Source organism: Chryseosolibacter histidinae (genome assembly GCF_018598225.1).
Taxonomy (GTDB): Bacteria; Bacteroidota; Bacteroidia; order Cytophagales; family Cyclobacteriaceae; genus Chryseosolibacter; species Chryseosolibacter histidini.
This window is the reverse complement of the sequence record NZ_JAHESF010000042.1, coordinates 40,346-60,045: the sequence shown is the minus strand read 5'-3', so window position 1 is coordinate 60,045 and position 19,700 is coordinate 40,346. Positions and strand designations below refer to the sequence as shown.

Below are 19,700 nucleotides of genomic sequence, written 5' to 3'. Positions count from 1 at the left end.
CCCCCAGCTACACAGCCAACTTCGTCGGCAGCGTCAGATGTGAATAAGAGACACATCTTCCTCACAGCCCTCATCACCAACGCGGCCGCGGTTTCTATTGTGTTCCCCATTGCCATGTCGATGGCCGAACAAATGCACCTGAGCTACACGCCATTTTTTGTGGCCATTGCCTATGCTGCGTCGGGCGATTTTATGACACCCATCGGCTACCAGACCAACCTCATGGTGTATGGCCCCGGTGGTTATACGTTCAAAGATTTTCTGCGCGTGGGCGGACCGCTCACAGTGCTTTATACAGTAATTTGTATCGGATTTATTGCCTACTACTATAACCTGATCTGACCTTGAACAACCTGTATCCCATCAAAACAAAAGTGAGCGCCGCGCAACGGCACCAGTTGCTGAACCAGCGGCCGCTGCTGATCTGGTTTACCGGGCTATCAGGATCGGGCAAATCGACGCTGGCGGTACAGCTTGAAGCGGAGCTGCATGCGCTGGGCTTCAAAACCTACCTGCTCGATGGCGATAATATCAGGACGGGCCTGAACAAAGACCTTACGTTTACCGACGAGGGACGGATCGAGAACATCCGCAGGATCGGGGAGGTGTCGAAGCTGATGCTGGATGCGGGCATCATAGTGTTGTCGGCCTTCATCTCGCCGTTCGAGGCAGACCGTCAGCAGGTGAAGAACATCGTTGGCGCTGACAACTACCTCGAAGTGTATGTGAACACCCCGATCGAGATCTGCGAGCAGCGCGATGTAAAAGGATTGTATAAGAAAGCGCGTGCCGGTGAAGTGAAAAATTTCACAGGCATCGATTCGCCGTACGAGGAGCCCAGACACCCTGACGTGACCATTCTTACGCACACCATGAGCGTGGAAGAATCCGTGCGGGAGCTGATGAAGGTGGTGGGGCCGGTGGTGAAGTTGAAAATTTAAAATTTAAAGTTTAAGGTTGGGGTGAGGTAGTCGCTTCGCTCCATGGACTTGAAACTGCGACCTGACTTTAAACTTTAAACCTGTAACTTTGAACTTGTAACTTGAAACTTTAAACTTAGCGAATGAGCCAGTATTATTTGAGTCATCTGAAAGAGCTTGAGGCGGAGGCTGTGTTTGTGATCCGTGAGGTGGTTGCGCAGTTTGAGAACCCGGCGCTGCTGTTCTCGGGTGGTAAAGACTCGATCGTGTTAGCGTATTTGTCGCGCAAGGCGTTTTATCCGGCCAAGATCCCTTTCCCGCTGGTGCACATCGACACCGGTCACAATTTTCCGGAGACCATGGAATACAGGGACTGGCTGGTGAACGAGCTGGGCGTGCGGTTGGTGGTGGGCTCGGTTCAGGAGAGCATCGACAAGGGACGTGTAAAAGAAGAGACAGGATACAATGCCAGCCGCAATGCGCTGCAGACCGTGACCCTGCTGGACACCATTGAGCAGCATAAGTTTGGTGCCGCCATGGGTGGTGCCCGCCGGGACGAAGAGAAGGCGAGGGCCAAGGAACGTTTCTTCTCTCACCGCGATGAGTTCGGACAGTGGGATCCCAAGAACCAGCGCCCGGAGCTCTGGAATCTTTTCAACGGACGCAAACACATGGGCGAACACTTCCGCGTGTTCCCGATCTCTAACTGGACCGAGATGGACGTGTGGCAATACATTTATGCCGAGAACATTCCGATCCCCAAACTTTACTTCTCGCACGAACGTGAGGTGATCATCCGCGATGGAGCGATCCTCTCCACATCGCCGTACCTGAAGCTGAAACCCGATGAAGTTCCCATGAAGAAGATCGTACGTTTCAGGACCTGCGGTGACATGCCCATTACCGGGGCCGTTGAGTCGGATGCAGATACACTCGAAAAGATCATTGCCGAAGTAGCGAGCTCGCGCAAAACAGAACGTGGCACCCGCGCCGACGACAAACGCTCGGAGACGGCGATGGAAGACCGGAAAAAAAGCGGGTATTTTTGATTTGCCAGTTGCGGGTCGGGTGAGTTTAAAGTTAAAAGTTTAAAGTTAAAAGTTTAAAGTTAAGCTCGGTTTAGGGGTGGGTGTTGGTTAAATTGGGTTAAAAGTTTAAAGATGGCTACGATAAAATCATTTGAGGATATTGAGGTCTGGCAAAGGGCGCGGGCTTTTTCGCTGAAAATATATGATTTGACCCAGGAGGGGAGTTTTGCGAAAGATTACTCCTTGAGAAATCAGATCAACGATGCCAGTGGATCCGTTATGGATAATATAGCAGAGGGATTCGAACGTGGAGGGAATAAGGAGTTTATAAACTTTTTATCGTATGCCAAGGGGTCTGCTGGTGAAACCCGATCACAGTTGTACAGGGCAGTGGACAGGAAACACATAACTGAGGAAACTTTTGTCAACTTAAAGACAGAAGCCCTGGCAATCAGTAAAATGATTTCTGGATTTATGAGCTATCTTCAGACTTCGTCCATAAGAGGATCAAAATTTCTAGAACCCTTTGAAGGATACGGCAATCACCCCATCTCTGATACCGATCTCTCCGAAACAAACTGATCCCCTCAACCTTAAACTTCAAACTTTAAATTTCAAACTTGACCATGTCAACTTACTTAGATAATCAGTTACTCCGTTTCACCACCGCCGGCAGCGTAGACGACGGCAAGAGCACGCTTATCGGGCGTTTGCTGTATGATAGCAAATCGATCTTTGAAGACCAGCTCGAGGCGGTGGAAGCTTCCAGCGCGAAGAAAGGTTTCGATTATGTGGACCTTTCACTGCTGACAGACGGATTGAAGTCTGAACGGGAGCAGGGCATTACCATCGATGTTGCGTACCGCTACTTCGCCACACCCAAGCGTAAGTTCATCATTGCCGATACACCTGGACATATTCAATATACCCGCAACATGGTGACGGGTGCTTCTACTGCCAACCTGGCGCTGATCCTCATCGATGCGCGGAAAGGCCTCGTGGAGCAAACCTTCAGGCACTCGTACATCGCATCACTGCTGAAGATCCCCCACATCATTGTATGCGTCAACAAGATGGACCTCGTGAGCTACGATGAAGCGGTGTATGACAAGATTGTACAGGAGTATAAAGCATTTTCTTCTAAGCTGGAAGTTTCCGACATCCAGTTCGTGCCCATCAGCGCGCTGGCGGGCGACAACGTGGTGCACCGTTCCGAGAACACGCCATGGTACCAGGGCGCCACGCTGATGCACATGCTGGAGACGGTTCACATCGAAAGTGATTACAACCATATCGATAGCCGTTTTCCTGTTCAGTATGTGATAAGACCCCAGTCGAAGGAGTATCATGACTTCCGTGGATATGCGGGCAGGGTTGCAGGCGGGATCTTCCGCCCGGGCGACGACATCGTGGTATTGCCTTCTGGTTTCAATTCAAAGATCAAAACCATCGAGTTCGGTGGCAAACCACTGGAGGAAGCATTTGCGCCCATGTCGGTGACCATGACGCTGGCCGACGAGATCGATATCAGCCGCGGCGACATCATCGCCAAACCGAACAATCATCCGCAGTCGGAGCAGGACCTTGACCTCATGCTGTGCTGGATGAACCAGAAGCCTGTAAACCTCAACACCAAGTTCTACGTGCGCCACACCACCCGTGAAGTGCGCGGTGTGCTCAAAGAGATCCAGTACAAGCTCGACATTAACTCGCTCACCCGCCTCGAGAACGTAGACCACCTCGCCATGAACGATATCGCCCGCGTGAAGATCAGAACGGCACAACCCCTGTTCTTCGACAGCTACCGGAAGAATCGGATCACCGGCAGCCTGATCCTGGTGGATGAAGGCACGAACGAGACGGTGGCAGCGGGGATGATAGTTTAAGTTTAAAGTTGCAAGTTTCAGGTTTGAAGTTTCAAGTTGAGTCGGAGCATCCGCTAACTTTAAACTTTAAATTTTAAACCTGAAACTATACCGCGTTTACAAAGATGGACCTAAAATCACTACTCCCCACCGCTATCGAAGCCGCAACTGCCGCCTCCAGGGAGATACTGGCGGTATACAACTCGGCCGATTTTCAGGCGGAGGTAAAGGGAGACAATTCTCCGCTGACCCTTGCAGACAAACGGGCACACGAGAAGATCAGTGAGCTGCTCACCCCAACTAACCTTCCCCTGCTCAGCGAGGAGGGAGCGGACGTTGCTTATGCTGCACGGCGTGGCTGGGAGTATTTCTGGATGGTGGATCCCCTTGACGGCACCAAGGAATTCATCAAACGCAACGGTGAGTTCACGGTAAACATTGCGCTCATCCACAAAGGTGCTCCGGTGCTGGGTGTGGTGGCTGTTCCGGTGACGGGCGACGTGTTCTATGCCGCGAAAGGACTCGGCGCGTGGCTGAAGAAAAATGGACAGGAGGTACCGTTGAAAAAACGCGCCCCGGTAAAGCTTGATCAACCCGGGCTGCGGGTGGTGGCCTCGCGATCGCACATGAATGAGGAGACCCAAAATTTTATCGATAAACTGAAGAACCCTGTGCTGGTATCAAAAGGCAGCAGCCTCAAGTTCATGCTGGTGGCAGAGGGGCACGCCGATCTTTATCCCCGGTATGCACCGACAATGGAATGGGATACAGCGGCAGCGCATGCGGTGGTGCTCGAAACGGGCGCACAGGTGCTGCAGGCTGGTACAAACGAAGCGCTCATCTACAATAAAGAGAACCTGCTGAATCCGTTTTTCCTGGTTCTGTAAGCGTTATGATTTTCTGTTACAAGGGGTAATGCCCTGGAATAACGTCGAATTCGATTTTCCACCGTATATTTACGGCCTTTTAAAGTTAAAAAGCGGGCAGGATCGTGCTGTATGGAGGTTTTGGCTTCCATAACCTCGTTACGACAAATGCCTTTCAAGCAGTTATGGAGAAATCATCAAAAATATACGTAGCCGGCCACCGCGGAATGGTAGGCTCAGCCATTGTGCGATGCCTGAAGAGCAAAGGATATACGAACCTGGTCTATGCCACCAGCGCTACGCTTGACCTCCGCGACACGGCGGCAGTGAACAACTTCTTTTCACAGGAAAAGCCCGAATATGTTTTTGATGCTGCGGCCAAGGTTGGCGGCATCTACGCTAACAATACCTATCCCGCCGATTTCCTGTACGATAACCTGATGATCCAGAACAACGTGATCCATGCTGCTTTCACCCACAAAGTGAAGAAGCTGCTGTTCCTCGGATCGTCGTGCATCTATCCGAAGCTGGCCGAGCAGCCCATCCGGGAAGAAAGCCTCTTATCTGGATACCTGGAGCCGACCAACGAAGCTTATGCCATTGCCAAGATCGCAGGCATCAAGCTTTGCCAGGCCTATCACAAGCAGCACGGCAGCCGCTTTATATCGGCCATGCCCACCAACATGTACGGGTATGGAGACAATTATCATCCGCAGAACTCGCACGTGCTTCCGGCGCTGATGAGGCGGTTCCATGAAGCCAAGGTGGCGGGTAGCCCGGAAGTGGCTATCTGGGGATCGGGCAAACCGCTGCGGGAATTCATGTTCTCAGACGACCTGGCGGAGGCCTGTGTTTTCCTTATGGAGCGTTATGAGAACCCGGAGCTGATCAACGTGGGCACCGGCGAAGAAGTATCCATCCTCGAGCTGGCCCGCCTCGTGGCTGAGGTCGTAGGGTATCAGGGTAAGATCACCTTCGATGCTTCGAAGCCTGATGGCACACCCAGAAAACTGATGGACAGCTCGAAGCTGCATGCGTTAGGGTTCAAGCATAAAACCGGTCTCCGGGAAGGCCTGGTAAAAACATACGAGGATTTTCTCGCGAAGGTCGATGTTTACTCGACTGTGAAGGTTTAAGGTTTGAAGTTTAAAGTTTGGTTATAGATCATTGATATGAAAAAGGCATTTATTACAGGTATCACAGGACAGGACGGCGCTTATCTGGCCGAATACCTTTTGAATAAAGGATATGAAGTGCACGGTTTGAAGCGGAGATCTTCTTTATTCAATACCGACAGGATCGACCATATTTATCAGGACCCGCACGACAAAGGTGCGAGGATGAAGCTGTACTATGGCGACCTTACGGATTCCACCAACCTGATCCGCCTGATCCAGGAAATCCAGCCCGACGAGATCTACAACCTCGGTGCCATGAGTCATGTGAGGGTGAGCTTCGAGATGCCTGAATATGTAGCCAATACCGATGCCGTTGGAACCCTGCGCATACTGGAAGCGGTAAGGATCCTGGGACTGACCAAAAAAACAAGGATCTACCAGGCCTCCACTTCGGAGCTGTACGGCAAAGTGCAGGAGATCCCGCAGAAGGAAACAACACCTTTCTACCCGAGGTCTCCGTATGCCGTGGCGAAGCTGTACGGGTACTGGATCACCGTGAACTATCGCGAGGCTTACGATATGTATGCCTGCAATGGGATCCTCTTCAATCACGAGTCCCCACTTCGCGGGGAGACCTTCGTGTCGAGGAAGATCACCAGGGCCGTAGCCCGTATTGTGCTGGGACTGCAGCAAAAACTTTACATGGGTAATCTCGATGCCAAACGCGACTGGGGCCATGCCCGGGATTATATCGAGGCGATGCACCTGATCCTTCAGCAGCCCCAAGCAGAAGACTACGTTATCGCTACCGGTGCCACTACCTCGGTGCGTGATTTCCTGACCCGCTCTTTTGCCCACGTAGGTGTGATCCTCTCCTTCAAAGGCAAAGGTGTGAATGAAATTGGCATTGTTGAGAGTGTGACCAATGCCGTGGAGGATTGTGTGCTGAAGCCGGGAGACGAGATCGTGGCCATCGATCCCCGCTATTTCAGGCCAACGGAGGTAGACCTGCTGCTGGGAGACCCGACCAAAGCCAAGTCGATCCTGGGATGGAAACCCAAGCATGACGTGAACTCCTTGCTGGCAGAGATGGTCGACGCCGACCTCAGCCTGATGAGGAGGGACACCCACCTGAAGCAGGGAGGCTTCCGGGTGTTCAATTACCACGAGTAAACTTATTTCAATCGCCAAAAAACGGATTCCGGCCAGGTTCATGCACACCAAATGACAGGGGCGGGGTCTGCACGAGATGCCGGTGCAGTTTGATGAACGCGCTGTAACCTTTTTTGTGAAATCCCGGTGTCCCCGTAACAGGCTTTGTGTGCCGCTATCTCCTGCGTTGCAGACAGGCTTTAATGGTTGAGCTCATCATTTGAGATAAATCTTTACCTCGCGTTTACTTTTCAAACAGTAAAGCGATTAACGTGACTGTTGGCCAGTTAAAGTGCAATTAGTGCCGCTTAAAAAGTGAAATGGAATTTCCTTTTCTTATTGTATATTTACGGCCTTTAACCTGAAAAAAATGTGAAAATGACGCGAATATGGCTGTTTTTTGTTCTTGCCTTATTACTTTTTAGCGCCTGTGTTTCGAACAAGAAAGTGACCCTTTTACAGAAGAACGACCTCCACCAAACGGGCATCCCCAAAGATACTGTCCTGCGGTCGTATCAGCCTGACACCTTCGATTACAAGATCCAGTCGAACGACCTGATCTCGGTTCGTTTTGAAAGTCTTACACCTGAGAAATACGATTTCCTCTCCAACAAGAACCTCCAGCAGATGGGCGGTAACATGGCCACCGGAAGCGGGGCGCTGCTCATCGGAGAACTGGTTGACGACAATGGCGAAATACCATTTCCCGCAGTAGGCAAGATCAAGGTAGCCGGCCTCACGGTTTTTCAGATCCAGGATAAACTTCAGCAGCTGGCCAACCAGTATCTTGAATCGCCAGTGGTGAAGGTACGTTTGCTGAACTATCGTTTTACATTGCTCGGTGAGGTGGCCCAGGAGGGAACGGTGACCCTGAGCAACAACCGGGTAACCCTGCTGGAAGCCATCGGGCAGGCAGGCGGACTGAGTGACCTGGCCGACCGCTCGAACATCAAGCTGATCAGGCAGCACGGCGGAAAGACCGAAGTGCAGTATGTGAACCTGCTGGATGAGAATTTTATCAATTCGCCTTATTACTATGTTTATCAGAATGATGTGCTGATCGTGCCTCCGTTGAAGCAACGTCCCTTCAGGAAGTATTTTGGTCAGAACTTCACTGTGGTCGTTTCTACTCTTTCCCTGATCCTGGTGGCCTTTACCTTAAGTAAATAACAACTTGAACAAAACCGAATTACATCCGGAACCATTGATCGAGCGGCAATCCAATGAAGGGTTCAACATTGATTACAAAAGAGTGTTGTACCGCGCGTTGCACTATTGGTACATCGTGGTTATCTCCATAGGGGTTGCGCTGGTCATTGCCTTTTTGAACAACCGTTATTCTACACGCATTTATCCCGTCACAGCTTCTGTTATTGTAAAAGAAGAAGGCGATATCTCGGGCGCCGAGCTCATCTATAACAACCCGTTGCTGAACGTTAAACGCAATTACCTTAACGAGACCTACATCATCAAATCCTATCCGCTGGTGCAGCGGGTGGTGGAAGACCTGAATTTTGACGTTGCCTTTTTCCGCGAGGGGAACATCCTCACCACGGAAGCTTATGACGATCTTCCCATAGAAGCCATTCCTGTCAGGGACAGTGTTTCACGGAATACACGTTTCTATTTTGTAGCGCTCAATGCCCGCGAGTTCGAGCTGAAAACAGGTGACGAAGAGGACCTGCAGACCAAGAAGTTCCATTTCGACGATACGATCTCCTTTAAAGGATTCCGTGGTGTATTCAGGGTGAAGACGCCTGAGACCCTGGAAGCCATTTTCAACGAGCACCTGATCTTTACATACACGCTGCCCATGTCGATGGCATCACGGTACATCCGCGATCTGGGTGTGAACTGGGCGGAAGAGGGCGCAGGCGTTTTGAACCTGTCGATCACCGGTTCCAACCCCAAAAAAGAAAAGGATTTTCTGACAGGACTGATAGCCCACTATCAGAAAAGCGACCTGGACAAGAAGAACCAGACGGCCTCGAGAACCGTGGATTTTATTTCTGAACAGCTCGAAGGCATCAGCGATTCCCTGCGGCAGGTTGAACGCCAGCTCCAACACTTCAAGGGCAAGAATGTGATGACCGACCTCTCGGAAGAGGCGCTCAGGCTGTACGAAAAAATTGAAGTGGTGGAGGCTCAGAAAGCGGAGCTCATCATCCGTAAGAACTATTATAAGTACCTGATCGATTACATTCAGCAGAATGAAAACCTTGATCAGATCATCCTGCCAACTTCTGTAGGCATCACAGATCCGATCCTCAGCGACCTCGTCTCCAAAATGACCGGGATCCAGATGGAGATCAAGATGCTCCGTAAAAAAGACAACCCTATCGTACAGGACGCGATAAAAGGCATCAGTGAGATGAAGCGCGATATCGTAGAGTCTGTACGCAACCAGGAATCTACCGATGACATCAAGCTACAGTATCTTGACCGGCAGATCAAGGCCGCTGAAAAGGAGCTGGGCTACCTGCCGGTGACAGAACGTGCGCTGGTATCAATTCAGCGGAATTATTCGCTCATGGAGAATCTTTACATTTTCCTGCTCCAGAAACGTTCGGAGGCAGCCATCTCCCAGGCATCCAACACATCGGATATCGTATTGGTGAATCCACCCATTGCAGGCGGCCCCATCGCCCCTAAAGCAGCTACCAATTACGCTTTTGCATTCTCGCTCGGACTGATCCTGCCCCTGCTGATCTTCGGCCTGTTTGAAGTGTTGGATAACAGGATCCAGTCAAGGGAGGATATCGAGAAGCACACCACCATTCCTTTCATCGGGGGGGTAGGCCATAAGAAGGGTCGTGATAACCTTGCCGTTTTTAATCAGCCGAAATCGCTGATCGCAGAGTCGTTCAGGGCGCTGCGTTCCAATCTTCATTATTTCATCGGGCAGCGAGACAAATCCATATTTCTCATCACCAGCTCCATCAGCGGTGAAGGCAAGACCTTTACGTCAATCAACCTTGCTTCTGTGCTTGCGTTGTCCGGTAAACGTGTACTGATCGTGGGCGCCGATATGCGGAAGCCCAAACTGTTTGGCGACTTCAACCTGAACAACAACACAGGCCTGAGCACCTACCTGGCAGGACTTGGATCGTTCAAGGAGGTGCTGCAAAAGACTCCGTACGAGAACCTCGACCTGATCACCGGCGGCCCCGTGCCTCCGAACCCCAGCGAGCTGTTGCTCACCCCGCGCATGGACTCATTCATCAAAGAAGCGAAGGAACTATACGACTGCATCATCATCGATACGCCGCCGCTGGCCATCGTTACAGATGCCTTTGCGCTGTCGCGTTACGCAGACCATACACTTTTCCTGGTGCGGCAGAACTATACACCGAAGGACCTGCTGAAGACCGTGCAGGATTTTTATGCTTCGTCAAAGCTGCAGCGCATCAGCATTGTGCTCAATGATATTTACAGGTCAGGACCTGGCTACGGTTATGGCTATGGCTATGGTTACGGCTATGGCTACGGGTACGGCTATGGTTACATAAAAGGAGAAAAGAACGGAGGCGGGTACTATACTGAATAATTGCTATGGATCATTCAACAGAGCCCGCCATTTTGAGCTTCCCGAAGATCAACGATCCCCGGGGAAATCTCACTTTTCTGCAACACCCCGATCATCTGCCCTTCAAGATGGAGCGCGCTTTCTGGACCTACGATGTGCCGGGGGGAGATACGCGCGGCGGGCACGCTTACCATCAGCAGCGGGAGATCATCATCGCGCTGAGCGGAAGCTTCGACGTGGTGGTAACAAAACCGGATGGCACGCAGGTGCGGTATCCGTTGAACAGGTCGTATTATGGCTTGTACCTGCCATCGCTGACCTGGAGACATATGGAGAATTTTTCCACGAATGCCCTGGGGCTGCACCTGTCGAACATGGTGTACAGCGCCGAGGACTACATCCGTGACTTTAATGAATTTAAAAAACTGCATGAGAACAACAACCGTATTTGATTGCAGCCTGATGCAGTTGCCGCGTGTCTATAGTCCTTCTGGCAACATCACCGCCGTGAACACCGGACAGGAAATACCGTTCGACATACAGCGGGTGTACTATTTATACGATGTGCCGGGGGGTGAGGCAAGGGGCGGGCATGCGCATAAGGATCTGCAGCAGTTTATCGTGGCGGCCAGCGGAAGTTTCGATATTATTCTGAACGATGGAAAAGTAAAAAGGACCTTCAACCTGTCAAGGCCTTATATGGGAGTGTTTGTGCCGCCCGGTATCTGGCGCGAGCTGGATAATTTTTCATCAGGCGCAATCTGCCTTGTGTTATCGTCGCTGTTGTATTCAGAGGCGGATTACATCAGGCACTATAATGAATTTCTCGATTACAAGAAAAAATTGTAATCCTCTTTAAACGTAATTTTTTTCAATCATCGATGATGACGGTAGAGGAAGTGTCGGCTGACTTATACAAAGGTGCGGTTAGAGTACCCTATCATGTATTTGGCGGTGCGGCATTCAACAAGCTCAACGAGTCGAAAGCAGAAAGTGTTTATTACCTCCTGTTCAAAGACACCAAGAACCGTGTAGCCATTTCAGGTGGTGTTACCGGGGGTGTGTTCTCTTCGCCTTTTTCCGCTCCCTTTGGCGCATTTATTCCGCTCAGTGCCGATCTGAGGCTTCCTTTCCTGGAAGAGTCGATCGACGCGCTGGAGACCTGGGCCCGGGAAAAAAAGATCAGCAAGATCAAGCTGACCTTGCCGCCGGCAGTATATGACAATACTTTTATTGCCAAGCAGGTCAACAGCTTATACCGTAAGCAATTCACTATTGGGAACATCGAGCTCAACCATCACTTCGATCTGTCGAGGCTGGGGCCGGGCTACCTTGAGTCGATCTGGCATAATGCGAGAAAGAACCTGAAGGCATCGCTGGCGAGCAACCTGTCGTTCAGGCGTTGCGAGTCGGTTGACGAGCAGGCAGCAGCCTATGAAGTGATCAGGCGCAACCGTGAGGCGAGGGGCTTCCCGCTGCGCATGACCTGGGAGCAGGTGCACGCTACCTCGCAGGTGGTTCCCGCGGATTTTTTCCTGGCAGCAGATGCCACAGGTACCGATATCGCCGCCGCCGTTGTTTTCACCGTGGCAGACAAGGTGGTGCAGGTGATCTATTGGGGCGACCTGCCTGAATACGCACATTTGAGAACGATGAACTTTTTATCGTACAGTGTTTTTGAGTACTATAAAAAGAATAATTACCGCATTGTCGATATCGGGCCATCAACGGAAAATTCCGTTCCCAATTATGGTTTGTGTGAGTTCAAGGAAAGCATCGGTTGTGAGGTCACGTCCAAGTTTACTTTTATCAAAGCGCTGTAGATATGCTCATCCTTAACCCAGATCCATATTTACTTCCTGATTACAAGATAAGTCCGTTCACCACAGCAGACATACACGAGCATATGCGGCTGCCCGACGATGATACGGCAGACACATATTTTGCTACACGGTTCCCCGGCCGTCGTTTTACTTATACGATCAATGGCAGAAGTGCCATCAACAAAGCGCTGAGCCATTACAAGCTTCAGAAGCATGATGTGGTCACCATTCTAACGACCACCGGTAATTTTTACGTGAGCGGATGTGTTACCGGAGAGATCGAAAGATATTGCCGGTGGAACAGGGAGGTTGACGCCACAACCAAGGTGATCCTGGTCATCCATGAATTCGGCTATCCGTATCCTCAGCTGGAGCAGCTCAGGGCTTATAACCTTCCCATCATCGAAGACGTTGCCTATGCTTTCTTTTCGGAAGACGCGAACAGCACTATCGGCAAGGTCGGCGATTTTGTCGTGTACAGCTTTCCGAAGATGTTTCCCGTTCAGATAGGCGGCGTGCTGGTGCACAACAAAGACGTTGCTGTTGAACCGGAGCGTTGGGAGCATCCGCGGATGTTGCCGTATATCAGAAAAGTGCTGTCTTTTCATCTTGCCAAAAAAGCGGAGATCATCGCCAACAGGCTGAGGAGCTACAACGGCCTGAAGATGCGGCTGCACGCATTGGGTTTCGAAGAGCGGCTTCCGCTCGAGGAAGGTGTTGTGCCCGGTGTCTTTATGTTCAAGGTTCCTGACGAAAAAACCGACCTGAAAAGAATGCGCGACTATCTTTTCAGTCACGGCATACAGTGCAGCGTTTTTTACGGAGAGCGCGCGTTCTTTATACCGGTACACCAGTCGTTGATCGGTGTTGATCTGGATTATTTTGCAATGGTCATACAATCTTTTTCAAAATGAAATTTTCAAACATAGACCTTGGCAACAATGTTGAGATAGATCCTTCAACGTCTTTTAACAACATCAGGATCGGCGACAATGTGAAGATCGCCAAGCGTTGCAGTGTGTATGGCAGCGCGGCGCACATCCTGGAGATCAGGAACGATTCGTATGTGGGAATGAATACCATCATCGACGGCTATGCCGAGAAGGTGATCATCGGAACCAACGTGAGCATTGCGCCCAACGTGCACATCATGTCAGCGTCGGGTCCCAATGCATCCAAAGCCCTTCAGCGTGTGTTCCCCATCACCAGCGGACCCGTGACCATCGGCGATCATAGCTGGATCGGGGCAGGGGCCGTGATCATGCCGGGCGTGACGCTGGGTAAATATTGTATTGTTGCTGTTAATAGTTTTGTCAATAAGTCCTTTCCCGACTTTACGATCATCGGCGGCGCGCCGGCCAAAGTGATCCGCGAGATGACGGAAGCGGAAAAAGCTAAAATCTTAAGTGAATGATCAAGTTTCTCGACCTTCAAAAAATCAACGACTCTTTTAACCCTGAGCTGAAGCAGGCCGTAAACCGCGTGCTCGACTCAGGCTGGTATCTGCTGGGTGATGAGCTCAAGGCTTTCGAAAAGGAATACGCTTCGTTCACAGGCACGAAGCATTGTGTTGGCGTGGCCAACGGACTCGATGCGCTGCGCATGATCCTGAAGGCATACATGGAGCTGGGCCATATGAAAGAAGGCGATGAGATCATCGTACCCGCCAACACGTACATCGCTTCCATCCTGGCCATCACAGACAACCGCCTCGTGCCGGTGCTGACGGAGCCGGATATCAATACTTACAACCTGGATCCGCTCCGGATAGAGGAGAAGATCACACCGCGCACCAAAGGTATTTTGCTGGTTCATCTCTACGGTCAAAACGCCATGCACCCTGAGATCGAACGACTGGCCAAAAAACATAACCTGAAGCTGATCGAAGACAATGCGCAGGCTATTGGCTGTTTTCATGACGGTAAGCGCACAGGGGCGTTGGGAGATGCGGCGGGCCACAGCTTTTATCCCGGTAAGAATCTTGGCGCATTGGGCGATGCCGGTGCCGTTACCACCGATGATGATGAGCTTGCCGGTGTCGTGGCTGCCCTGGGCAACTATGGCTCGAAGCAGAAATACCACAACGATATACAGGGTGTGAACTCCCGCCTGGATGAGCTTCAGGCCGCGGCATTGCGCGTAAAGCTCAGGCGCCTGGACAAAGACAACCTGCGGCGTCGCGAAGTTGCTGCCTTCTATTTGAATAACATCACGAACGGCAAAGTTCAGTTACCAAAGATCGGCAGCGCCGGTGCGCCGGTGGAATACCTGCAGCATGTGTGGCACCTCTTTGTGATCAGGAGCAAACAGCGCGATGCGTTGCAAAAGCACCTGACTGACCGTGGCGTGCAGACGGTGATCCATTACCCGATCCCCCCGCACAAGCAGGGAGCCTACCGGAGCTGGAACAACCTGACCTTTCCTATCACGGAACTGATTCATCATGAGGTGCTGAGCCTCCCGATCAGCCCGGTGATGACAGACGATGAGGTTAAAAAAGTAGTGGAAGCAGTAAACACATTTTAGGTCTTATTCCTTAAAGCCCTTGGCATAGCAGATGTCCAACACAAATCAGTCATCGTACCGTCAGATCATGAAGGCCACTTCCATCTTCGGTGGTGTTCAGTTCTATCAGATCGTGCTGACCATTGTACGGACCAAGATCGTTGCTGTTCTTCTGGGCACAGCGGGGATGGGCATCTCCGGGTTGTTTACATCAGCCACCACGTTGATCACCGGCATCACGTCGCTGGGTCTGAATGTGAGCGCAGTGAAGAATGTTTCCGAAGCCAATGCAACGGGTGATATGAACCGGGTTGCGCTGGTAACAAGCGCGCTGAGAAGGCTGGTCTGGATCACCGGTTTATTGGGAACAGGGGTTGTGATCGTGCTGTCTCCCTGGCTTAGCGAGATCACCTTCGGCAACAGGGATTACACGCTGGGATTTGTGTGGCTGTCGGTGACGCTGTTATTCAGCACGCTGAGCAATGGCCAGTATGTGTTGTTGCAGGGTCTTCGAAAGGTGGCTTATCTTGCCAAGGCCAATGTGGCGGGTGCCACCATAGGGTTGATCGTGTCGCTGCCGGTTTATTACTATTATGGCGTGGACGGCATCGTGCCAGCCCTGGTGCTGACCTCCCTGTCGGCCATGATGCTCGCGTACTATTTTGGCAATAAGGTGAAAGTTGCTCCCGTTCCGCTCGATACGCCAACCCTTTTCAAAGAGGGCAAGGGGATGGTAAAGATGGGCGTGTTGCTCAGCCTGAGTGGCGTGATAGGCTTGGCAACTTCATACGTTACCAGGATCTATATCAGCAATACCGGTGGCGTGGAAGATGTGGGCCTCTTCAATGCCGGCTTTGCGATTGTGAATACATATGTAGGTATGGTCTTTACGGCGATGAGCACGGATTATTATCCCAGACTCTCGGCAGTAGCGCACGATGATGGGCAGGCCAGGTCGCTGCTCAACCACCAGGCTGAAATGACCCTTTTGATCCTCGGCCCGATCCTGATCCTCTTTTTGATCTTTATAAAATTTGCGATCGTCGTATTGTATTCCACGCAATTCCTCGCGTCACTCGGCATGGTGCAATGGATCGTGATGGCAATATTCCTGAAAGCGGTCGCCTGGGCAATGGGTTTTATGCTTATGGCCAAGGGCGCTACAAAGGTATTCTTCTATAATGAGCTGATCGCAAATGTCTATACACTGGCGATGAACATTGCTGGTTACTACCTGTTCGGACTGGAAGGCCTTGGGATCTCTTTTTTAGTTGCGTATGTCGTCGCCGTTGTCCAGAATTTCTTAGTCATTCGTAATCGCTATGGCTTTGCTTTCAGCCCGGAATGCTACAGGGTTTTTGCAGTGCATTTTCTAATCGCAGCATTAAGTTTTGTCCTGGCGAAAAACATCGAAGGCAATTTATTGTACGTTGTTTCAGCACCTTTATTGATCCTGTCGGTTGTTTATTCTTATTATGAGATAAATCGCCGGATCGATCTGAAAGGAATTGTTAATAAACTGGTTTTTAAGAGAAATGGTTAGGTTTTTGTTGACGCGCGCATGGGAGTTCCTGAAGTTGCTTGTGAGATTAAATATTGTGAAGACGATCTACTTTAATGTCAGGGCATTTGGCTGGCGTGGGGCGCTTAAACTTCCTGTATATATTTTCGGGCCGGTGAAGCTGGCGGATATGTCAGGGAAAATACAGATAGAAGCGGAGAACGTGAAAAGAGGCATGATACAATTCGGATGCGAAGATGAAAATATCATCGCCACCCGCGAGCCTGTGCGCATCTCAGTGTCAGGGAACCTGACCTTTAAAGGCGAGTGCAAGTTCTCGAGGGCGGTGCAATTGCTTGTATGGACCAATGGATCGCTTGAAGTGGGAAACAACGCATGGTTCGGTAGTTTTTCAAAGATCGTTTCTTTTAGGAGTATGACCATTGGCGATAATTTTATGGGCTCATGGGAATGTCAGCTCTTCGATACAGACTTTCATTTTATCCGGGACACAGCCTTGAACAGTATTCCGGATAACACGGCACCGGTCAGCATCGGCAATCAGGTTTGGCTCGGGAGCAGGGTCACGGTATTGAAAGGAACACAACTGCCTGACTGTTGTATCGTAGCCGTCGGCAGCGTATGCAATAAAAATTACACAAGTACCCATACCTCCTGCATTATGCTTGGCGGAGTACCGGCTAAGCTGCTGAAGGAAAATGTAGAATACATCAGCGACAAGCCAATGGAACGAAAGCTGTACAGGTACTTTTATGATTCGGCAAACAGGGATGGACAATATACATCAGTAACGTATTAATTTAAAGTGGCAACACCTTTAGTATCGGTCATTGTAACAAGCTATAACTCGGCGCGGTTCATCGTTGAGACGCTGGAAAGTGTGAAGGCGCAGACCTATCAGAACATAGAGCTTATCATATCTGACGATTGCTCTACTGATGATACGGTGGCGGTCGGCAGGGCATGGCTGGAAAAGAATGGCTCCCGGTTTGTAAGAACAGACCTCATCACGGTTCCGCAGAACACGGGCGTATCCGCCAACTGCAACCGGTGTATCAAAGCTTCGCGCGCTGAATGGATAAAGTTCATTGCAGGCGATGACATCCTGCTGCCGAATTGCATCGAAGACAATATGAGCTTTGTCATGGAGCGCCCCGAGGTGAAGATCCTGTTCTCGCAGGTGGCTTTATATGCCGACAACTTCCATGAGAAAAGTTTTCTGAGGATCCTGCCTGCGCAATTCCCGGTAAATATCATGAAACCTGAGTTGAGCGCGGATGACCAGTTCAGGCTGCTGCTGATCTCAGACAGGATCTCTTTTACACCCTCTTACTTCTTTAATAAACAGGCGTTGACTTCAGTGGGTGGGTACGATGAACGTCACAAAGTGGCTGAAGATTATCCCATGTGGCTGAAGCTGACACACGCGGGATTCAGGCTGTATTTTATGATGAAGCTTACCGTGGGATACCGTCAGCACGGACAGGCGTTGAATAATATTGGAAACCAGCAAATCTTTAAACCCCTTTTGCTAAAGACGCATTTCTTCCGCAAGGAGTTTGTTTATCCTTACCTGCCCTGGGATATCATCGGGCAGGAGCGATTCGTCATTTTGGTATCGCGGCTGTTTCAGAGCGCTGGGTTGAACAAGAACAAAGCCTTTCAGAAAACGCTTTATAAATTCTTAACGGTATACCTGAACCCATTCCAGTATGCTGTTGCGTTCAAGAAGCGTGTTCTGGGCAAAGGCAAGCATGATGTATTTTATTCCAATTGATCACAATGGCAGAGTCCCTGAACCATAAGAAACGTTTGAGTGTGATGCTCCCGGTTTATAAGGTCGAAGACTACCTCGAAAAAGGTATCCGTTCACTTGAAGCCCAGGACATACCCCGCGATGAATATGAGATCATTGTGGTGAACGACGGCTCACCGGACAATAGCCGGGAGGTGGTGCTGCGCCTGATGAAGGAGTTCAGCAACATTGTATTGATAGACCAGGTGAACAAAGGCGTTTCAATGGCACGGAATGCCGCCCTCGACAGGGCAACAGGCGAGTACTTGCTTTTCATCGACCCTGACGATTACGTGTTGGAGAACTCGTTCGGCCGGATCCTGGAAACGGCGTCGCGCCATGATGCGCAGGTGACTTTTCTCGGATACAAATTCCTGGAAGCAGATGGCAGTGAACGCATCGAGATCCTGTACACCGATGTGGCGGGACGGGTCTTCAAAGGCCCGGAAGCGTACCACATCTCGAGGGGAGATGGCAAAACAGATCCCGACAGATCGGTGGGCATCCTGTACAAAAGAAGTTTTATCAATCAATTTAACCTCCGGTATGTGGCCAATGTGCCCTACCTGGAAGATGGAGAGTTCCTCGCCAGGCTGCTTTGCCTCGCCGAGCGCTGTGCCTTCGATGGCGGGTCATTTTATCAGCGCACGACCAGGCCGGGGTCTGCCACCAACTCCACACTCTTCTACACAGAAAGGGCTACGCAGGGATTTATTCTAGGTGCACAGAACCTCATTCGTTTCAGGGAGAAGGAAAAACTGGATCAGCATCAAAAAGATTTTCTGAACCAGCCGATCTGCAAGTTTATTTTGCTGGTGCTGATACCCCGCTGCTCCCTGTCGCGGCTCAAGGAATTCAGGATGGCAATAAAACGCCTGAAAGATGCCGGGCTTTCGAAATGTCAATTAAAGGATTGTAATAATTATTATCGCATTGAAGGATGGTTTTATAACGTGTCGCCGTATTTGTTTTTCCTTCACAGGATTTTGAAAACGCCACTGCTGAGGATCCTTCGTCCTTAGTAGCGGCATACACGTTCAAACATCGCGCATATGATTTTTAATAGATTCAAATACAGGAACTGGAAAAAAAATCAACCCGAGAACCTCATGGAGTACATGTTCTCACCCTGTACCCTTGGGCTGAGGATCATCAATTTTATCTACCAGAAGATCTTCAGGATCAATGCGGAGGTGCCTTTTATGGTACACTACACGTCTATTGTGAGCAAGACCATTACCCTCGGTAAGAATGTTGCGCCCTATTTTGCGAACTCGGGCTCATGTTATATTCAAGGTATCAATGGTGTGATCATTGGTGACGATACCATATTCGCGCCAGGGGTCAAGATCATTTCAGCGAATCACGTGAAGAACGATTTTACTAAACACGACAAAACCATTGGTCCCATCGTTATCGGAAAGCGGTGCTGGATCGGTGCCAACGCGGTGATCCTGCCGGGAGTTCGCCTCGGAGACGATGTGATTGTCGGCGCCGGCAGCGTGGTTACAAAATCTTTTGACAGCAATCTCATTATTGCCGGGTGTCCGGCGAAGATCATTAAACAAAATTCACTTTAA

The 19,700-nt window shown here is 50.5% G+C and carries 21 protein-coding genes; all 21 read left to right on the top strand.

Annotated features, from left to right (window positions below; translation table 11 throughout):
* On the top strand, window positions 1–342 hold a 342-nt coding region (locus KK083_RS32850), incomplete at its 5' end, for an SLC13 family permease (RefSeq protein WP_254169238.1).
* A 2-nt stretch (window positions 343–344) separates the two neighbouring features.
* Window positions 345–941: an adenylyl-sulfate kinase gene (gene cysC / locus KK083_RS26910; protein WP_254169237.1), complete on the top strand. Its 597-nt coding sequence runs from the start codon at window positions 345–347 to the stop codon at window positions 939–941.
* Between the two features lie 122 nt (window positions 942–1,063).
* The gene (gene cysD, locus KK083_RS26905; RefSeq protein WP_254169236.1) at window positions 1,064–1,969 is read left to right on the top strand and encodes a sulfate adenylyltransferase subunit CysD; all 906 of its coding nucleotides are present in this window, start codon (window positions 1,064–1,066) and stop codon (window positions 1,967–1,969) included.
* 111 nt (window positions 1,970–2,080) lie between these two features.
* The gene (locus KK083_RS26900) at window positions 2,081–2,530 is read left to right on the top strand and encodes a four helix bundle protein (RefSeq protein ID WP_254169235.1); all 450 of its coding nucleotides are present in this window, start codon (window positions 2,081–2,083) and stop codon (window positions 2,528–2,530) included.
* A gap of 44 nt (window positions 2,531–2,574) precedes the next feature.
* The gene (gene cysN / locus KK083_RS26895) at window positions 2,575–3,834 is read left to right on the top strand and encodes a sulfate adenylyltransferase subunit CysN (protein WP_254169234.1); all 1,260 of its coding nucleotides are present in this window, start codon (window positions 2,575–2,577) and stop codon (window positions 3,832–3,834) included.
* A 104-nt stretch (window positions 3,835–3,938) separates the two neighbouring features.
* Window positions 3,939–4,700 carry a 3'(2'),5'-bisphosphate nucleotidase CysQ gene (gene cysQ, locus KK083_RS26890; RefSeq protein WP_254169233.1) on the top strand — a complete coding sequence of 254 codons (762 nt, stop codon included), beginning with the start codon at window positions 3,939–3,941 and terminating at the stop codon, window positions 4,698–4,700.
* Window positions 4,701–4,864: 164 nt separating this feature from the next.
* Window positions 4,865–5,815: a GDP-L-fucose synthase gene (gene fcl, locus KK083_RS26885; RefSeq protein WP_254169232.1), complete on the top strand. Its 951-nt coding sequence runs from the start codon at window positions 4,865–4,867 to the stop codon at window positions 5,813–5,815.
* A 36-nt stretch (window positions 5,816–5,851) separates the two neighbouring features.
* Entirely contained in the window at window positions 5,852–6,970 is a 1,119-nt protein-coding gene (gene gmd, locus KK083_RS26880; protein ID WP_254169231.1) for a GDP-mannose 4,6-dehydratase, read from the top strand.
* Between the two features lie 357 nt (window positions 6,971–7,327).
* Window positions 7,328–8,119 (top strand): polysaccharide biosynthesis/export family protein, encoded by a 792-nt coding sequence (locus KK083_RS26875; protein WP_254169230.1) that lies wholly within the window; start codon window positions 7,328–7,330, stop codon window positions 8,117–8,119.
* 4 nt (window positions 8,120–8,123) lie between these two features.
* On the top strand, window positions 8,124–10,496 hold the full coding sequence (locus tag KK083_RS26870; RefSeq protein WP_254169229.1) for a polysaccharide biosynthesis tyrosine autokinase: 2,373 nt from the start codon (window positions 8,124–8,126) through the stop codon (window positions 10,494–10,496).
* 5 nt (window positions 10,497–10,501) lie between these two features.
* A complete protein-coding gene (locus KK083_RS26865; protein WP_254169228.1) occupies window positions 10,502–10,927 on the top strand; it encodes a sugar 3,4-ketoisomerase in 426 nt (141 codons plus the stop codon).
* Window positions 10,905–11,324 carry a sugar 3,4-ketoisomerase gene (locus KK083_RS26860; protein ID WP_254169227.1) on the top strand — a complete coding sequence of 140 codons (420 nt, stop codon included), beginning with the start codon at window positions 10,905–10,907 and terminating at the stop codon, window positions 11,322–11,324. Before KK083_RS26865 ends, KK083_RS26860 begins: the two co-directional genes overlap by 23 nt.
* Window positions 11,325–11,356: 32 nt before the next feature.
* The gene (locus tag KK083_RS26855) at window positions 11,357–12,298 is read left to right on the top strand and encodes a GNAT family N-acetyltransferase (protein WP_254169226.1); all 942 of its coding nucleotides are present in this window, start codon (window positions 11,357–11,359) and stop codon (window positions 12,296–12,298) included.
* Between the two features lie 2 nt (window positions 12,299–12,300).
* On the top strand, window positions 12,301–13,212 hold the full coding sequence (locus tag KK083_RS26850; RefSeq protein ID WP_254169225.1) for a DegT/DnrJ/EryC1/StrS family aminotransferase: 912 nt from the start codon (window positions 12,301–12,303) through the stop codon (window positions 13,210–13,212).
* Window positions 13,209–13,712, top strand: a complete 504-nt coding sequence (locus KK083_RS26845; protein ID WP_254169224.1) for an acyltransferase — start codon at window positions 13,209–13,211, stop codon at window positions 13,710–13,712. Before KK083_RS26850 ends, KK083_RS26845 begins: the two co-directional genes overlap by 4 nt.
* A complete protein-coding gene (locus KK083_RS26840; RefSeq protein WP_254169223.1) occupies window positions 13,709–14,824 on the top strand; it encodes a DegT/DnrJ/EryC1/StrS family aminotransferase in 1,116 nt (371 codons plus the stop codon). The genes KK083_RS26845 and KK083_RS26840 overlap by 4 nt, the downstream gene beginning before the upstream one ends.
* A gap of 31 nt (window positions 14,825–14,855) precedes the next feature.
* Window positions 14,856–16,346, top strand: coding sequence for an O-antigen translocase (locus tag KK083_RS26835; protein ID WP_254169222.1), 1,491 nt, complete (start codon window positions 14,856–14,858; stop codon window positions 16,344–16,346).
* On the top strand, window positions 16,339–17,124 hold the full coding sequence (locus tag KK083_RS26830; RefSeq protein ID WP_254169221.1) for an acyltransferase: 786 nt from the start codon (window positions 16,339–16,341) through the stop codon (window positions 17,122–17,124). The genes KK083_RS26835 and KK083_RS26830 overlap by 8 nt, the downstream gene beginning before the upstream one ends.
* A gap of 6 nt (window positions 17,125–17,130) precedes the next feature.
* Entirely contained in the window at window positions 17,131–18,102 is a 972-nt protein-coding gene (locus KK083_RS26825; RefSeq protein ID WP_254169220.1) for a glycosyltransferase family 2 protein, read from the top strand.
* A gap of 5 nt (window positions 18,103–18,107) precedes the next feature.
* Window positions 18,108–19,142, top strand: a complete 1,035-nt coding sequence (locus KK083_RS26820) for a glycosyltransferase family 2 protein (RefSeq protein WP_254169219.1) — start codon at window positions 18,108–18,110, stop codon at window positions 19,140–19,142.
* 30 nt (window positions 19,143–19,172) lie between these two features.
* Entirely contained in the window at window positions 19,173–19,700 is a 528-nt protein-coding gene (locus KK083_RS26815) for an acyltransferase (protein ID WP_254169218.1), read from the top strand.

Coding starts and splice junctions, on each gene's coding strand:
- cysD (WP_254169236.1), top strand. CDS start 1,064: ATGAGCCAGTATTATTTGAGTCATCTGAAAGAGCTTGAGGCGGAGGCT.
- KK083_RS26900 (WP_254169235.1), top strand. CDS start 2,081: ATGGCTACGATAAAATCATTTGAGGATATTGAGGTCTGGCAAAGGGCG.
- cysN (WP_254169234.1), top strand. CDS start 2,575: ATGTCAACTTACTTAGATAATCAGTTACTCCGTTTCACCACCGCCGGC.
- cysQ (WP_254169233.1), top strand. CDS start 3,939: ATGGACCTAAAATCACTACTCCCCACCGCTATCGAAGCCGCAACTGCC.
- fcl (WP_254169232.1), top strand. CDS start 4,865: ATGGAGAAATCATCAAAAATATACGTAGCCGGCCACCGCGGAATGGTA.
- gmd (WP_254169231.1), top strand. CDS start 5,852: ATGAAAAAGGCATTTATTACAGGTATCACAGGACAGGACGGCGCTTAT.
- KK083_RS26875 (WP_254169230.1), top strand. CDS start 7,328: ATGACGCGAATATGGCTGTTTTTTGTTCTTGCCTTATTACTTTTTAGC.
- KK083_RS26865 (WP_254169228.1), top strand. CDS start 10,502: ATGGATCATTCAACAGAGCCCGCCATTTTGAGCTTCCCGAAGATCAAC.
- KK083_RS26860 (WP_254169227.1), top strand. CDS start 10,905: ATGAGAACAACAACCGTATTTGATTGCAGCCTGATGCAGTTGCCGCGT.
- KK083_RS26855 (WP_254169226.1), top strand. CDS start 11,357: ATGATGACGGTAGAGGAAGTGTCGGCTGACTTATACAAAGGTGCGGTT.
- KK083_RS26850 (WP_254169225.1), top strand. CDS start 12,301: ATGCTCATCCTTAACCCAGATCCATATTTACTTCCTGATTACAAGATA.
- KK083_RS26845 (WP_254169224.1), top strand. CDS start 13,209: ATGAAATTTTCAAACATAGACCTTGGCAACAATGTTGAGATAGATCCT.
- KK083_RS26840 (WP_254169223.1), top strand. CDS start 13,709: ATGATCAAGTTTCTCGACCTTCAAAAAATCAACGACTCTTTTAACCCT.
- KK083_RS26835 (WP_254169222.1), top strand. CDS start 14,856: ATGTCCAACACAAATCAGTCATCGTACCGTCAGATCATGAAGGCCACT.
- KK083_RS26830 (WP_254169221.1), top strand. CDS start 16,339: ATGGTTAGGTTTTTGTTGACGCGCGCATGGGAGTTCCTGAAGTTGCTT.
- KK083_RS26820 (WP_254169219.1), top strand. CDS start 18,108: ATGGCAGAGTCCCTGAACCATAAGAAACGTTTGAGTGTGATGCTCCCG.
- KK083_RS26815 (WP_254169218.1), top strand. CDS start 19,173: ATGATTTTTAATAGATTCAAATACAGGAACTGGAAAAAAAATCAACCC.